Genomic DNA, 15,067 nt, shown 5'->3' on the forward strand with positions numbered 1-15,067 from the left:
ATACAACGGCACGGCAAGCTCGGGTCATGCACAACACAGCCCCTGCTCCCCAAAGCCAATTTGCCCCCCGCAGCCAATCCGCCCCCTATGCCCTGCCGCATCTGCGCGATGCCGATGCCGGCCTGGGCGACCTTGCCACCGTGCAGGCGATCTATGCCCATCATGTGCGCCATGGCCTCGCCAGCTTCGAGGAGGAAGCCCCCGATCTGGAGGAAATGCTGCGCCGCCACGCTGCCGTGCGCGCCGCCGGCCTGCCCTATATCGTCGCCTGCGACGATGCCGGCAGCGAGGCCAGCGTGCTCGGCTATGCCTATGCCACGCTGTACCGGCCGCGCTCGGCCTACCGCTTCACGCTGGAAAACTCGGTCTATGTGGCGCCGGGCCTGGCCGGGCGCGGCATCGGCGGCGCTTTACTGGCCGAACTGATCCGCCGCTGCGAGATCGGGCCGTGGCGCCAGATGGTGGCGATCATCGGCAATGGCCTGGGAAATGCTGCTTCCGTGGCGCTGCATCACCGCTGTGGCTTCCGCCTAGTCGGCACGCTGGAAGGGGTTGGGCTGAAACAGGGCGGCTGGCGCGATACCCTGCTGATGCAGCGCGCCCTCGGCCCCGGCACGGCCAGCCTGCCCTGAATATCGTTCGCCTCCCGTTCTCTTCAAATGGTAAAATTCTAACACCCATTTGACAGCGGGTTTTTCCCCGGCATACTGCGTCATTGCAGTGCAATATGATGCGATGACGACGGGTGGGGCCGAGACCATGGGCGATAACACGATCACTTTTCCGGAAGCCTGGGCCAAGCTGGCGGCGCGCGAACTCGGCGAGAAGCCGGTTTCCGACCTGATCTGGGAGACGCCGGAAGGCATCAAGGTCAAGCCGCTCTACACCGCCGCCGACCTGGAAGGGCTGGAAATCCACCAGCTCCCCGGCGTCGAGCCGTTCACGCGCGGCGTGCGCGCCACCATGTATGCCAACCGGCCCTGGACAATTCGCCAGTATGCGGGTTTTTCCACGGCGGAAGAATCCAACGCCTTCTACCGCAAGAATCTCGCCGCCGGGCAGCAGGGCGTCTCCGTCGCCTTCGATCTCGCCACCCATCGCGGCTATGACTCGGATCATCCGCGCGTCGTCGGCGATGTCGGCAAGGCCGGCGTGGCGATCGATTCCGTGGAGGATTCCAAGATCCTGTTCGATGGCATCCCGCTCGACAAGATGAGCGTGTCGATGACCATGAACGGCGCCGTGCTGCCGGTGCTGGCCTGCTACATCGTCGCTGCCGAGGAGCAGGGCGTGCCGGCGGAGAAGCTTTCCGGCACGATCCAGAACGATATCCTCAAGGAGTTCATGGTCCGCAACACCTATATCTATCCGCCGGCGCCGAGCATGCGGATCATCGCGGACATCATCGGCTACACCGCCAAGAACATGCCGAAGTTCAACTCGATCTCGATTTCCGGCTACCACATGCAGGAAGCCGGCGCCACCGCCGTGCAGGAACTGGCCTTCACGCTGGCCGATGGCCTGGAATATGTCCGCACCGCGATCGATGCCGGCATGAATGTGGATGAATTCGCCGGGCGCCTGTCCTTCTTCTTCGCCATCGGCATGAACTTCTTCATGGAAGTGGCCAAGCTGCGCGCCGCGCGCCTGCTGTGGCACCGCATCATGAAGGAATTCAAGCCGAAGAAATCCGGCAGCCTGATGCTGCGCACCCATTGCCAGACCTCTGGTGTCTCGCTCACCGAGCAGGACCCCTACAATAACGTAGTGCGGACCGCCATCGAGGCCCTGGCCGCCGTGCTTGGCGGCACCCAGTCGCTGCATACCAACGCGCTGGACGAAGCCATCGCGCTGCCGACCGAATTCTCCGCCCGCATTGCGCGCAACACCCAGCTCATCATCCAGGAAGAAACCGGCATCACCCAGGTGGTGGATCCGCTCGCCGGCTCGTATTACGTCGAGGCGCTGACCCATTCTCTCGCCGAACATGCCTGGGCGCTGATCCAGGAAGTGGAAAGCATGGGCGGCATGACCAAGGCGGTGGAAAGCGGCATGCCCAAGCTGCGCATCGAGGAAGCCGCGGCGCGGCGCCAGGCGCGCATCGACAAGGGCGAGGAAGTCGTCGTCGGCGTCAACAAGTACCGCCCGGCCAAGGACGAGAAGCCGGAGACGCTGGAAGTCGATAATACCCGCGTGCGCGAAAGCCAGGTCGCGCGGCTCAAGACCATCCGCAACACCCGCAATAAGGCAGCGGCCGAGGCGGCGATTGCCGAACTGGAAGCCGGCGCGCGCGGCAATGCCAACCTGCTCGATCTCTGTGTGAAGGCGGCGCGGGCGCGCGTCACCGTCGGCGAGATGTCGGATGCCATGGAGCGCGTGTTCACGCGGCACCAGGCCGTGGTGCGCTCGATCTCCGGCGTCTATGGCGCCGCCTATGAGGGGGATGCCGGCTTCATGAAAATCCAGCAGGACATCGAAGCCTTCGCCGCCGAGGAAGGCCGCCGCCCGCGTATCCTGGTGGTCAAGCTGGGCCAGGATGGCCATGACCGCGGCGCCAAGGTGATCGCCACGGCGTTTGCCGATCTCGGCTTCGACGTCGATGTCGGCCCGCTGTTCCAGACGCCGGAAGAAGCCGCCGCCGATGCCATCGACAACGACGTGCATGTCATTGGTGTGTCGAGCCAGGCCGCCGGCCACAAGACTCTCGTTCCGCAGCTGATCGAGGCGCTGAAGAAGCAGGGCGCGGGCGACATTCTCGTCGTCACCGGCGGCGTCATCCCGCCGCAGGATTACGATTTCCTGCGTGCCGCCGGTGTGGCGGCGATTTTCGGCCCCGGCACCAATATTCCTGCCGCCGCCGCTGAAATCCTCGGCCTGATCCGCGCCCAGGCGCGCGGCCAGGCTGCCGAATAAGCCGGGGCCGGAACAGGTAAAAGTTCCCGCGCGGCGGCTTGGCCTTGCGCCGCGCGGTTCCCCGCCCCATATTAAACCTATGACCGTTTCGCGCCGCATTGCTGAAAGCACCCGCGCCGGCCGCCTGCATGCAGGCGATGCCGCCCCGGCGGCGCGCGCGTAACACACCGCGTCCCCGCCCCGGGGCATCCCACAAACCCAACAAAACTTTCCACAGTGACGCCGCCGGCTGGAAGCCCGCGCGCGTTCAAATGCTATTCAGGAGTATCGCATCATGAATTTTCTCAATCCGCTGCCGCCGATCACCATTGGCGAGGAAGACTATGATCGCCTGCGGCCGCTGGCCGAGGCCTTGGAAGGCGTGCAGCCGGAACTCGGCGGCATGCTGCTGGATGAACTGGAGCGCGCCAGCCTGAAACCGCAGGCGCAGCTAGACCGTCAGGTGGCCGCCATGCACCGGCCGCTGCTGTTCGGTTATGGCGACCAGCGCCAGGCGCAGAGCGGCATGCTGGTCTATCCGGTGGAAGCTGATATCGCGCTCGGCCGCATCAGCATCGCCACGCCGGTCGGCGCGGCATTGATCGGCCTGGCCGAAGGCGACAGCATCGCCTGGCGCGGCAGCGACGGCGAGGAACGCCGCCTGACGCTGCACAAGGTGCTGTAGGGCGATCTGCTAGCGACTGACCTGGAAGAAGCCGACGAGCTGCGACAGTTCGTTGGCCTGACCCGATAGCTGCTGCGCCGACGCGTTGGTCTGTTCGACCAGCGCGCCGTTGCGCTGCGTCATCTCGTCCATGCCGCCCACAGCCGTGTTGACCTGCTCCAGGCCGGTGGCCTGCTCGCGGCTGGCTGCGGCAATCTCGGCGACGATATCCGACACCTTCTTGATCGCGGCGACGATCTCGCCCAGCCGCGTGCCGGTCTGATTCACCAGCGCGGCGCCGGTTTTCACCTGCGCGTTGGAAGCCTGGATCAGCGCCTTGATGTCTTTCGAGGCATTGGCCGAACGCTGCGCCAAGGCGCGCACTTCCTGCGCCACGACAGCGAAACCCTTGCCGGCCTCGCCGGCGCGGGCGGCCTCGACCGAGGCGTTCAGCGCCAGCAGGTTGGTCTGGAACGCGATCTCGTCGATCAGGCCGACGATATCGGAAATCTTGCCCGCACTTGCCTCGATCTGCGTCACCGCCGCCACGGCTTCGTTCACCACGCTGCCGCCGGCTTCCGCCGTGCCGCGCGCCGTGGTGGCCAGCTGATTGGCGGCCTGGGCATTGTCGGCATTCTGTTTCACCGTGGTGGTGATTTCATGCATCGAGGCTGCCGTCTCTTCGATACTGGCGGCCTGAGACTCCGTGCGCTGCGCCAGATCCTGGCTGCCTTCCGAAATCTCGGCGGCGGCACTGCGCACGGCCTCGGCGCTATGCGCCAGCCGCTGGGCGAAATCGCGCAGTACTTCGCCGGTGGCGTTGAGGTCCTGCACAATGGTGCCGAAGCGGCCGCCATACTGGCCGTTGATGCGGTGGCGCAGATCGCCCTTGGCCAGCGCGGCGGTCATCGCCGTCACCGCGTCCATCACTTCGTCGGTGCGCGCCAGCAGGCGGTTCAGCGCCGCGCCGAAGCGGCCGATCACGCCGTCAAGCTGCGCCGTTTCGACCCGCTGGGAGAGATCGCCCTCGGCGGCGGCGGCCACAACGCGGCCGATCGCGGCTTCGAATTTCGCTTCGCGCTCGGCCTGCAACGCAGCAAAGCGTTCCCGGGCCGTGGCGGCTTCCGCTTCCATGCGGTTGCGGTCGGCGAGATTGTTCCGCGCTTCATCCAGCGCCGCCTGGCTGCGGCCGAACAGGCCGTCCAGCACCATGCAGAGCCAGATCAGCACGCTGCATTCCACCACCACGATCACCGCATGCAGCAGCACGCGCAGGATATTGCCGCCACCGGGGAATACCGCACTGGGCAGCAGCAGGTTGAGGCCCAGATGGTGGATGGCGGTGAGCGTGGCGGCCAGCAGCAAGGTGCGCCAGTCGCAATAGGCGGTGAGAATGGCGAAGGCGGCGAAGTAATACATATGCACGTCGATCTGCCACGGCCCGGCGGCGGCATTGACCAGCAGCGACACCATGCCGACAAAACCGGCGGCAACCACATAGCGCGTGGCCGGCGCCGCCGGATCGCGCGCGGCGAAGATATGCGCCGCCAATGCCAGCAGTACGGCCAGGATGGTGGGCACGATCACGGCGGTGCCGTTGAACCAGCCGATCGCGGCCAGCAGCGGCACATGCAGCCACAGCCACACAACGAACAGCCTGCTGGCGCGGCGGCGCAGGTCGGCAACGGCATCAATGGCGAGAAGGGAAGCGAGCATGGCAATATCCTTGAGACAATGAAATGAGTTAGGAAGATCGGGTAAAGCAGCCGGCAAGCCAGCTTTCGGCATCGAGTACCAGCCAGGCGCCGTCGCCATAGAGCGCCGCAGCCAGGCCATTGCCACCCGCCACCAGCCAGGAACCGGCGCGGCCCTCGGCCAGCGGCAGGCCATGCCGGGTTACACGCTTCAGCGCGGCGTCTGAATCAAGATGCGGGGGAAACAGCACCAGCAGCCGATGCTGCGTGCCGGCGTTTTCCACCAGGGAAGGCGTTTGCGGCAATACGGCATTGCCCGCGAGAGCCAGAAGCGGCGCCAGCGACATTGCGACTATCAGCAGCCAGACCGGACGCATGAAAATTTTGCTTCCTTGAGTTGCGCCTGCGATCCCCCCTGCCTCTGCGATTAGTGCCTTTGGCGATGCGAAGCAAAGAAAAAACGTCACTGCTGCGCGGTCATCACGGTTTGTGGTATGTCATTCCACCGTATCACCGTGCTTGAAAGGTGATCTGCAACCAGAAGGGAGGGCCGTCCATGCCGCATACTTTCGCCATCACGCCGATCTATGGCGGCCTGCTCGGCCTGCTGCTCGTTGCCCTCACCTTCGCGGTGATCCGCCTGCGTGGCCGCTACAAGGTCGGCATCGGCGATGGCGGCCATCCGGCCCTGGCGCGGGCCTGCCGCGTGCATGCCAATTTCATCGAATATGTGCCACTGGCGCTGATCCTGCTGGCGATGCTGGAATACCGTGGCATCCCGGCCTGGGCGCTGCATGGCCTGGGCGGCGGGCTGCTGCTTGGCCGCCTGCTGCATGCCTGGGGCCTGATGGGCAGCGAGCGCACCTCGTTCGGCCGCGCCGTCGGCATCGTGCTGACCATCCTCTGCCTGTTGATCACCAGCCTCTGGCTGCTGGTGATCAGCATCTGACCATGGCGGCAAAGCCGAAGCGGCCGGCTGCGCGCCAGAAAGACCCGAAGCGGGCCCTGCTGGCGGCGGCGACCCGGCTGTTCGCCCAGCGCGGCTATAGCGGCGTATCGGTGCGCGATATTGCATTGGCGGCCAAGGTCAATCACGGCCTGGTGCATCGTCATTTCGGCAGCAAGGAAGGTCTGCTGCGCGCCGTGATGCAGGATCAGGCCGATGCCCTGGCGCGGGCGGCGGGCCAGGGCATCGCGCGCGGCGCGGCCCATGGCAGCCTTACCGAAGCGGTGTTCGCCGCCACGCTGCAACGCGATGCCTATTGGCGCATCCTGGCGCGGCAATTGCTGGATGGCGCCGATCCGCGCAGCCTGCAAAGCGATTTCCCGACCTTGCGCCGGGTGATCGAGCATCGTGTGCAGGGCGGCCAGAAGCGCGAGCAGGCGGCGCTTGATGTCGTGGTGCTGGCGGCGGCCGGCCTCGGCTTCCTGGTGTTTGAACCTTTCCTGCGCGCCGCCGCCGGCTTCGAGAAGCAGCCGCGTGCCGCCCTGCCGCGCGCCTTCGCCCGCCGTCTCGGTGCTCTGTCGGAACGCTAGTTACTGCTTGCCGGGTTTTGCGTCCGGGCTATACTGGCGCAAAGTGTAGTCAAGTGACTACAGAAGAATGCAAGGGGTGGGAAATGCGCAAGGTGGGATTCTGTATCGCGGTGCTGGGCCTGCTTGGCTTTGGCTGTACTGGCCTGAGCTTTGCCGCCCAGGCACAAGAGGCCGAGCGTCCCAAGCCGGCCAGCGAGCAGACGCTCCAGCGGAACAAGGCGATGGCCGCTGCCTTGCCCTTCGCCGATCAGCGCGATTTCGAGGAAGCCCGGCGCGGCTTCATCGCCGCCCTGGAGAATACCGAGATCCCGGGCAAGACGGCGCCGGTCGCCTTCTCGCGCAAATCCTATGATTTCATCGATGCCAGCGAGGCGGCGCCGGATACGGTGAACCCGTCGCTGTGGCGCCAGGCCAAGCTGAACAACCAGCATGGCCTGTTCGAGGTCAAGCCCGGCATCTATCAGGTGCGCGGCTACGACATCGCCAACATGACCTTCGTCGAAACCCCGAACGGCTATATCGTGATCGATACGCTGCTGATCGCGGAAGCCGCCAAGACCGGGCTTGAGCTGCTCTACAAGCACCGCCCGAGGAAGCCGGTGCTGGCGGTGGTGCTCACCCATCCGCATATCGATCATTTCGGCGGCCTGCGCGGCCTGATCGACGAAGCCGATGTGAAGGCCGGCAAGGTGCGGGTGATCGCGCCTGCGCATTTCATGGAGCATGCGGTCAGCGAGAATGTGCTGCTCGGCACCGCCATGACGCGCCGTGCCGAATACCAGTTCGGCATCGGCCTGGCGCGCGGGCCGCAGGGCCAGGTGGATACCGGCCTGGGCAAGTCGGTATCGGCCGGCGGCACCTACAGCCTGATCGCGCCCACCGACCTGATCGAGCGCACCGGCCAGACCTTGGCGATCGATGGCGTGACCATGGAATTCCAGATGACGCCGGAAACCGAGGCGCCGGCGGAAATGAATATCCTGTTCCCCGACCTGCGTGCGCTCTGCCTGGCGGAAAACGTCACCGGCACGATGCATAACCTCTACACCCTGCGCGGCGCCCTGGTGCGTGATGGCCGTGCCTGGGCCTATTACATCGATGAGGCGATGCAGCTGTTCCAGGGCCGCGCCGATGTTGCCTTCTCAAGCCATCACTGGCCGCGCTGGGGCGAGACGCGCATTGCCGATGTGATGGAAAAGACCCGCGACCTCTACAAGTTCATCCATGACCAGTCGGTGCGTCTGGCCAACCAGGGCTTGACGCCGGCAGAGATTGCCGAGCGCATCACCTTGCCCAAGGTGCTGGAGCAGCCCTGGCATAACCGGGGCTATTACGGCACGCTGAAGCATAATGCCAAGGCGGTGTATCAGCGCTATCTCGGCTGGTATGACGGCCACCCGGCGCGGCTCGATCCACTGCCGCCGGAGCAGGGCGCGAAGCATTACGTCGAATTCATGGGCGGTGGTGCCGCTTTGCTTAAAAAAGCGCAGGAATTCTACGCCAAGGGCGAATACCGCTTTGTGGCGGAAGTGCTGACCCATCTGGTTTTCGCCGAGCCGCAGAACATGGCGGCGCGCAATCTGCAGGCCGATGCGCTGGAGCAGCTGGGTTATCAAGCGGAGTCCGGCGTGTGGCGCAATCTCTATCTGCTCGGTGCGCAGGAATTGCGCGGCGGTCTGGCCAAGCTGCCTGCGGGCAGCACCGCCAGCCCCGATATCGTCGCCTCGCTCGGCACCGATCTGATGTTCGATTTCCTCGCCGTGCGCATTGATCCGGAAAAGGTCGAGGGCAAGGATATCTCGGTGAACTGGCGCTTCACCGATACCAATGAGCAATTCCACATGTTCCTCAAGAACAGCGTGCTCAATCACCGCAAGGGTGTGCAGGCAGCGGATGCCAACGCTACCGTGAGCATGAGCCGCGCCACCTGGAACCGCATCGCGCTGCGCGATCTCAGTTTGCCGGTGGCGTTGCTCACCGGCGATGTCAAACTGTCGGGCAATCCGCTCGCCTTCCTCGACCTGATGCGCCAGATCGAGCCGCCGGGCGAACGCTTCAATATCGTGACGCCATAACGACTAAAAAATCCGGGAGGGGGCGATGTACGATTATGTGATCGTTGGCGGCGGATCCGCCGGTTGCGTGCTGGCGCGGCGCCTGAGCGACGATGGCCGCATCAAGGTCTGCCTGCTCGAAGCCGGCCCGCCGGATGATATCATGGCCTGCCAGCTGCCCATCGGCGCCGCCCTGTTCATGCCCGCACCCTGGCGCAACTGGGCCTTCAAGACCACGCCGCAAGCCATGCTGGATGGCCGCCAGGGCTACCAGCCGCGCGGCAAGATGCTGGGTGGTTCCAGCGGCATCAATGCCATGATCTACATTCGCGGCCATCGCCGCGATTATGATGAATGGGGCCTGGCCGGCTGGGGCTGGGATGATGTGCTGCCCTATTTCCGCCGCGCCGAGCGCAACCTGCGGCCCGACCTGGACAGCGACCTGCATGGCCGCGACGGGCCGCTGGCGGTTTCCGATCTGCGCAGCCCGAACCGCTTTGCCGGTGATTTTCTCAAAGCCTGCGATGAGACGCAGATTCCGCGCAATGCGGATTTCAACGGGCCTGAGCAGGAAGGCGCCGGCTGGTTCCAGGTGACGCAGGAGAATGGCGAACGCTGCTCGGCGGCGAAAGCCTATCTCACGCCCGAGGTGCGGGCGCGCGCCAACCTGGCCATCGTCACCGGCGCGCAGGTGAGCCGGGTGATTCTGGAAAATGGCCGCGCCACCGGCGTGCGCTACCGCCTGCGCGGCCTCGATCTCGAAGCCCGCGCCGGCCGTGCCGTGGTGCTCTCGGCCGGTGCCTTCGGCTCGCCGCAGCTGCTGCTGCTTTCCGGCATCGGCCCGGCGGCGGAGATGCAGCGCCATGGCATCGCGGTGAAGCATGAGCTGCCCGGTGTCGGCCAGAACCTGCAGGATCATCTCGATTACCTGGAGCATTACCGCGTCGATTCAGCCGAGCTGTTCGGCCATTCGCTGAAATCGCTGCCGGTGATGCTGAAGGCCTGGCGGCAATGGCAGCGCGAGCGCAGCGGCATGCTGACCTCGAATTTCGCCGAGAGCGGTGCGTTCCTGAAAACCGATCCGGCGCTGGAGCGCCCGGATGTGCAGCTGCATTTCGTCGTCGCCATGGTGGATGATCATGCCCGCAAGCAGCATTGGGGCCATGGTTATTCCTGCCATGTCTGCGTGCTCAGGCCGCATAGCCGGGGCGAAGTGGGGCTGGCATCCGCCGATCCTTTCGCCGCGCCGCGCATCGATCCGCGTTTCCTGAGCGACTGCCGCGATGCCGAAACCCTGAAACGCGGCGCCTGGATGATGCGCCGCATCCTGCAGGCGCCGAGCCTGGCGGCACATGCGCCGCGCCCGCTCTATCCGCTGCCGCAGAGCGATACTGATCTCGAAACCGCGATCCGCGCCCGCGCCGACACCATCTATCATCCGGTCGGCACCTGCCGCATGGGCCGCGCCGATGATCCCCAGGCGGTGGTCGATCCGCAATTGAAGCTGCGCGGCCTGGATGGGCTTTATGTGGCGGATGCCTCGGTGATGCCCAACCTGATCGGCGGCAACACCAATGCACCCACCATCATGATCGCCGAGAAGGCGGCTGAGGCATTGCGCCGCGCGGCGTAACGGACCTAGCCGGCTTTCGGCGCCAGTGCCGTCGCCACCGCATCCAGCAGGGTCTGGCGCCGCACCGGTTTGCGCAGCATGGCATGGGCACCGAGAAAGCCGCCCAGTTCCAATGCCATGTCGGCATCCATGGTGGAGCCGCCGCCCGAGGTGACAATCACCGGGATGGCCTTGGCTGAAGGCGTTGCCTTGGCGGAGCGGCGCAGCGCGTTCAGCACTTCGATGCCGTCGCTTTGCGGCATCAGCACATCGGTGATCACCAGATCGAACGGCTCCTGCTCCAGCAAGGCCAGCGCGGCCTGGCCGTCATCGGCCTCGCGCACGCTATGCCCTTCCGGCTCCAGCATGCGTCGCAGCAGGAGGCGGAAGTCAGCGTAATCGTCAACGACTAGTATCCGGGCCATGGCCACCCACCATGCAGGATGATGTGTATACCAGATTACACAACCATTGGTCGTAATATTAGCCTTAATTCATAAGAAATGCACCTAAAACCATTGTATGCTTTTTGTCATGCAGACGGAACAAGTGTTACGCACAGTAATCGACACCATGATCGACGGCGTGATCCTGATCGATCATGGCGGCATCATCCAGCTGTATAATCCGGCCTGCCAGAGATTGTTCGGCTATGCGCCGGAGGAAGTGCTGGGCCGCAACGTCAAGATGCTGATGCCGGCGCCCTACCGCGACGAGCATGATGGCTATGTGCGCAATTACCGCGAAACCGGCGTGAGGCGCATCATCGGTATCGGCCGCGAAGTGCTGGGCCGGCGCAAGGATGGCAGCGAATTCCCGTTCGAACTGGCGGTGGCGGAAGCCACGCTGGAAGAGCGTCCGATCTATATCGGCGTGATCCACGATATCACCGAGCGCCGCCGCGCCGAGGAAATGCGCGAACAGCTGCGCCAGTCGCAGAAGATGGAGGCGATCGGCCAGCTTACCGGCGGCATCGCGCATGATTTCAACAATCTGCTCGCCGTGGTGATGGGCAATCTGGAACTGCTGGACATGCGGGTGTCCGATGATTTCAGCCGCCGCCTGATCGACCAGGCTTTGCACAGCACGGCGCGCGGCGCTGAACTGACCCAGCGCCTGCTGGCCTTCGGCCGGCAGCAGAATCTGCGGGCCAAGCGCATGGATGCCAATGCGCTGATCCTCAACGTGTCGAATGTGCTGCGCCATACGCTGGGCGATCAGGTGGCGGTGCGCACCAGCCTGGCGCCCGGGCTGCCGGAAGTGGAAGTCGATCCCGGCCAGCTCGAAAATGCCCTGATAAACCTGGCGCTCAATGCGCGCGATGCCATGCCCAGCGGCGGCACGCTCACCATCCGCACCAATTACCTGCGCCCCAGTGATGAAGCGGCGCATAGCAGCGAGCAAGGTTTCGTTGTCATCAGCGTCATCGATACCGGCAGCGGCATGAGCGAGGAAGTGCGTGCCCGTGTTTTCGAGCCGTTCTACACCACCAAGGAAATCGGCAAGGGCAGCGGCCTTGGCCTCAGCATGGTGCATGGCTTCATCACCCAGTCCGGCGGCCATGTGCGCATCGACAGCATGCCGGGCCGTGGCACCGAGATCATGCTGCATCTGCCGGCACTGGTGGTGACCGCGACATCCTCGTCCGAAAGTGAACCGGAAGGCCCGACCATCCTGCTGGTGGACGACAATGCCGATCTGCGCGCCACGGTCGGCCTGCTGCTGGAAAGCCTGGGCTATCGCGTGCGGGCCGTGGGCTCCGGCGCGGCGGCACTCGATATCCTGCAATCGGATACCAGCATCGCGCTGATGATCACCGATGTGATGATGCCGGGCATGACCGGGATGGAACTCGGCGAACGCGCGCTGCGGCTGTTGCCGTCGCTGCCGCTGGTCTTCATCTCCGGCACCGCCGATGCCGATATCCTGCGCAGCACCTCGTTCGCGACCGCTGCACCATGCTGGCCAAGCCGATCCGCAAGCAGGCGTTGGGCGAATTGCTGGCCCGGCTGCTGAAGCGTCCCTGAATCACTCGCCAGCTGTTTCTGTCACTGAACTGTCATTAAACAGAAACACTTACCTGCTGCGTTCCGGGGCCAACCTGGGCAGAAATGTTAAATCAGCATAAGCCTTTGCGCGGCGCGATTGAGACTCGCGGCGGGCCTCGCTAGAGTCCGCCGCCATGCGCGACCCCCAGGAACCCATGCCCCAAACCACGCTCTGCCTGGGGATCGCCGCCGATGATCTGCTGCGGCTGCGCCGCCATCCGCTGCTCACCACCCTGCTCAATGGCCGTGCCAGCACAACGCGGCGTGAAATCGCCCTGGTCGATACGGCAGCGGACGAAGCTGGTTCCCGCAGTCTGGCCCAGGCCGGCTGGCTTTGCCTCAATGAAGGTACCGCACCGCATCTGTTGCCGTTTCGCGCCAATGCCGCGCCTCTGCCCGATATCGCTGCGTTAGGCCCGCTGGAGATTCTCGCCCAGGGCCGCATCGAGCGTATCACCCTGCCGCTCAGCCAGGGCCGCCTGCAGCTTGAGCGCCTGGATCTCGCACGAGGTCGCCAGCGCCAAGCGATTGCCGTGCTGCGTTTCGAGGACATGCCGGCGGCGGCGGCGGCCGAACTGGCGCTGTCGCTCTGCCGCGATTTCAAGCCGTGCCTGCTCGGCGCTGCAGCGCCTTTGCCGCTCGCCATTGGGCTTGGCCTGATCGTACCGGTGCCGGCGCGCGCCGCCGAGATTGCCGCGAGCGTGCCGGAAACCGACAGCGCGATTGCCGCTGCCTGTGCCATCCTGCGCCATTGCCTGGCGCAGTTCGAGGCCAATATCCAGGCCGTGCTGCTGGGCCAGGACAGCGAAGGCGTGCATCAGATGCGCGTCGCGCTGCGCCGGCTGCGCTCGGCGCTGGATATTTTCAGCCCGATCCTGCCGCCAAGCTGGCTCGAAGCCCTGATCGCCGATCTGCGCTGGCTCAACGCGCCACTTGGCAAGCGCCGCGATCTCGATGTCTTCATTGAAGAAACGCTACAGCCTTTGCGCGCCGCCGAGCCGGGCATCAAGGGGCTGGAGCATCTGCAAACCCTGCTCGATGCCCGCCGCCAGGCGGCGCAGCAGGCCCTGCAATCGGCATTGGCCAGCCCGCGCGCCACGCAATGGCTGCTGCGGCTCACGCGGCTGGCGGCAGCCAGCGAGGCGGAAGCGCTCACCCTGCTCGATCCGGCGCAGCATGAAGCCGCATTGCAGCCGGCCATCGCTTTCGCGGCCGCGACCCTGCGCCAGCGCCGCCGCAAGCTGAAGAAGCTCGGCGAGCGTCATGGCGAATTGAGCGTGCCGGAACTGCACCGGCTGCGCATCCGCGCCAAGAAGCTGCGCTATGCCACGGAATTCTTCCGCTATCTGTTTGCCAAGAAGCCGGTGAAGCTTTCCGCGATGGCGCTGGCGCGATTGCAGGATACGCTCGGCGCGCTGAATGATGCGGCGGTGGGCGATGAACTGCTCGGCGGCATCCTGGGGGCGGCCGGCGAGGATGCGGCGGCGGCGGCGATTGCCGGCTGGTTCGCGGCCCGCCAGAGCATGCAGCTGGCCCAGCTTGGCCCCGCCTGGAAGGCCTTCGCCGCGCTCAAGCCCTATTGGCGGGATGCCCTGCCCCAGGGGTGAGGCGGTGCGATACCGCTTTCTCCAGTCATACCCAATACCGTCATGCCCTGCCTCCGCAGGGTATGACGGTTTTTGTTGTGGCTAAGGCCGGCGGCTACTCTCGCAAAACTAAACCGGACAGCCGTGGATCAAGTGCGGGGGTAATGAGTTGCGATGAATAAAAAAACACCCCCGGTTTTAGCCGGGGGTGTTTGCTTGCCGAACGGCTTGTATGCGTTACGGCGCGTGCGAGATCGCGCTCGGCGGCAGGATGGTGAGACCAGCGGCCCCCGGCGGCTGCCAGAAATACGAGAAGGCGGCGGAGTCGCGCTTCTGGAAATACATGATCACGATCGGGTAATAGCCCGGCTGCGTGATGTCGATGAACACGGTCGGCGTGGTGCGCTCGGGATGCGTGGTCGGATCGTCCGAAACCATCACGTTGCCGATCCAGGAACGGTTGCCGTCGTTGGTGCGGGCGGCGAAGCCATAACGGCCCGGCTTGTCGAGCAGCACATAGCCCTCGAAGCGGATGCCATAGAAGATGTCGGTCTTGGCATCGAACACGCGGCCGCGCGACGACACGGCTTCAAGCTGCGTCACCGCCGGGCCGGGCGTGCCCTGCGCCTTGCCGCGCGCGCCCTGCGGCATGTTGTCGATATCGTCGTAGGTGCCGCTGTAATAGGTGGTGGCGAGGCCAGGGCGAAGCTGGGCGGCAACGGGCTGCGGCGCGGCGATCTGCGGCGGGCCGTTATAGACCGCTTCCCGCTCGGTGGTGACGCAGCCGGCCAGGCCAAGGCCCAGCAGCATTGCAGCACTCGCGGCCAGCAGCCGCCGTTTTGCCCAGTTCATCTTGCCCCCATCTTGCTTGGTATTTGCTATGCGAAACCGCGCGAAGCCTAGCAGCGTGCCATCACCTCGCCAAGCGCCCGGGCGTGACGGTTATGGCGCGGTTATGGCATCTGGGCGCCAGGGCAGCAG

The 15,067-nt window shown here is 65.0% G+C and carries 13 protein-coding genes; 9 read left to right on the plus strand and 4 right to left on the minus strand.

Going from position 1 to position 15,067, the window contains the following annotated elements:
* Positions 1–26: 26 nt before the first annotated feature.
* The 3 genes from ACQY7X_RS07450 (at position 27) to ACQY7X_RS07460 (ending at position 3,577) form a co-directional block, all read left to right on the plus strand.
* Positions 27–632 carry an N-acetyltransferase family protein gene (locus ACQY7X_RS07450; protein ID WP_428249231.1) on the plus strand — a complete coding sequence of 202 codons (606 nt, stop codon included), beginning with the start codon at positions 27–29 and terminating at the stop codon, positions 630–632.
* A gap of 103 nt (positions 633–735) precedes the next feature.
* Positions 736–2,913, plus strand: coding sequence for a methylmalonyl-CoA mutase (gene scpA, locus ACQY7X_RS07455; protein WP_428249233.1), 2,178 nt, complete (start codon positions 736–738; stop codon positions 2,911–2,913).
* Between the two features lie 274 nt (positions 2,914–3,187).
* On the plus strand, positions 3,188–3,577 hold the full coding sequence (locus ACQY7X_RS07460; protein ID WP_428249235.1) for a GreA/GreB family elongation factor: 390 nt from the start codon (positions 3,188–3,190) through the stop codon (positions 3,575–3,577).
* 9 nt (positions 3,578–3,586) lie between these two features.
* Here the strand turns inward: ACQY7X_RS07460 and ACQY7X_RS07465 are convergent, their stop codons facing one another.
* Positions 3,587–5,272: a methyl-accepting chemotaxis protein gene (locus tag ACQY7X_RS07465; RefSeq protein ID WP_428249236.1), complete on the minus strand. Its 1,686-nt coding sequence runs from the start codon at positions 5,270–5,272 to the stop codon at positions 3,587–3,589.
* A 28-nt stretch (positions 5,273–5,300) separates the two neighbouring features.
* Entirely contained in the window at positions 5,301–5,627 is a 327-nt protein-coding gene (locus ACQY7X_RS07470) for a hypothetical protein (RefSeq protein ID WP_428249237.1), read from the minus strand.
* A 179-nt stretch (positions 5,628–5,806) separates the two neighbouring features.
* Here ACQY7X_RS07470 and ACQY7X_RS07475 point away from each other — a divergent pair, with 179 nt between their 5' ends.
* The 4 genes from ACQY7X_RS07475 to ACQY7X_RS07490 all read left to right on the plus strand — a co-directional run bounded on the left by ACQY7X_RS07475 (position 5,807) and on the right by ACQY7X_RS07490 (position 10,473).
* Positions 5,807–6,199 (plus strand): MAPEG family protein, encoded by a 393-nt coding sequence (locus ACQY7X_RS07475; protein ID WP_428249238.1) that lies wholly within the window; start codon positions 5,807–5,809, stop codon positions 6,197–6,199.
* A gap of 2 nt (positions 6,200–6,201) precedes the next feature.
* Positions 6,202–6,786, plus strand: coding sequence for a TetR family transcriptional regulator (locus ACQY7X_RS07480; RefSeq protein ID WP_428249239.1), 585 nt, complete (start codon positions 6,202–6,204; stop codon positions 6,784–6,786).
* Positions 6,787–6,869: 83 nt separating this feature from the next.
* Positions 6,870–8,861 (plus strand): alkyl/aryl-sulfatase, encoded by a 1,992-nt coding sequence (locus ACQY7X_RS07485; protein WP_428249240.1) that lies wholly within the window; start codon positions 6,870–6,872, stop codon positions 8,859–8,861.
* 25 nt (positions 8,862–8,886) lie between these two features.
* Positions 8,887–10,473 (plus strand): GMC family oxidoreductase, encoded by a 1,587-nt coding sequence (locus ACQY7X_RS07490; RefSeq protein WP_428249242.1) that lies wholly within the window; start codon positions 8,887–8,889, stop codon positions 10,471–10,473.
* A gap of 5 nt (positions 10,474–10,478) precedes the next feature.
* Here the strand turns inward: ACQY7X_RS07490 and ACQY7X_RS07495 are convergent, their stop codons facing one another.
* A complete protein-coding gene (locus ACQY7X_RS07495) occupies positions 10,479–10,877 on the minus strand; it encodes a response regulator (RefSeq protein ID WP_428249243.1) in 399 nt (132 codons plus the stop codon).
* A gap of 109 nt (positions 10,878–10,986) precedes the next feature.
* Here ACQY7X_RS07495 and ACQY7X_RS07500 point away from each other — a divergent pair, with 109 nt between their 5' ends.
* On the plus strand, positions 10,987–12,468 hold the full coding sequence (locus ACQY7X_RS07500; protein ID WP_428249244.1) for a PAS domain S-box protein: 1,482 nt from the start codon (positions 10,987–10,989) through the stop codon (positions 12,466–12,468).
* A gap of 187 nt (positions 12,469–12,655) precedes the next feature.
* Complete coding sequence (locus ACQY7X_RS07505; protein WP_428249245.1) at positions 12,656–14,107, plus strand: CHAD domain-containing protein; 1,452 nt, start codon at positions 12,656–12,658, stop codon at positions 14,105–14,107.
* Between the two features lie 216 nt (positions 14,108–14,323).
* Here the strand turns inward: ACQY7X_RS07505 and ACQY7X_RS07510 are convergent, their stop codons facing one another.
* On the minus strand, positions 14,324–14,938 hold the full coding sequence (locus ACQY7X_RS07510; protein ID WP_428249246.1) for a PA14 domain-containing protein: 615 nt from the start codon (positions 14,936–14,938) through the stop codon (positions 14,324–14,326).
* Positions 14,939–15,067: the final 129 nt, after the last annotated feature.

This window comes from Ferrovibrio sp., from assembly GCF_965278975.1.
GTDB lineage: Bacteria > Pseudomonadota > Alphaproteobacteria > Ferrovibrionales > Ferrovibrionaceae > Ferrovibrio.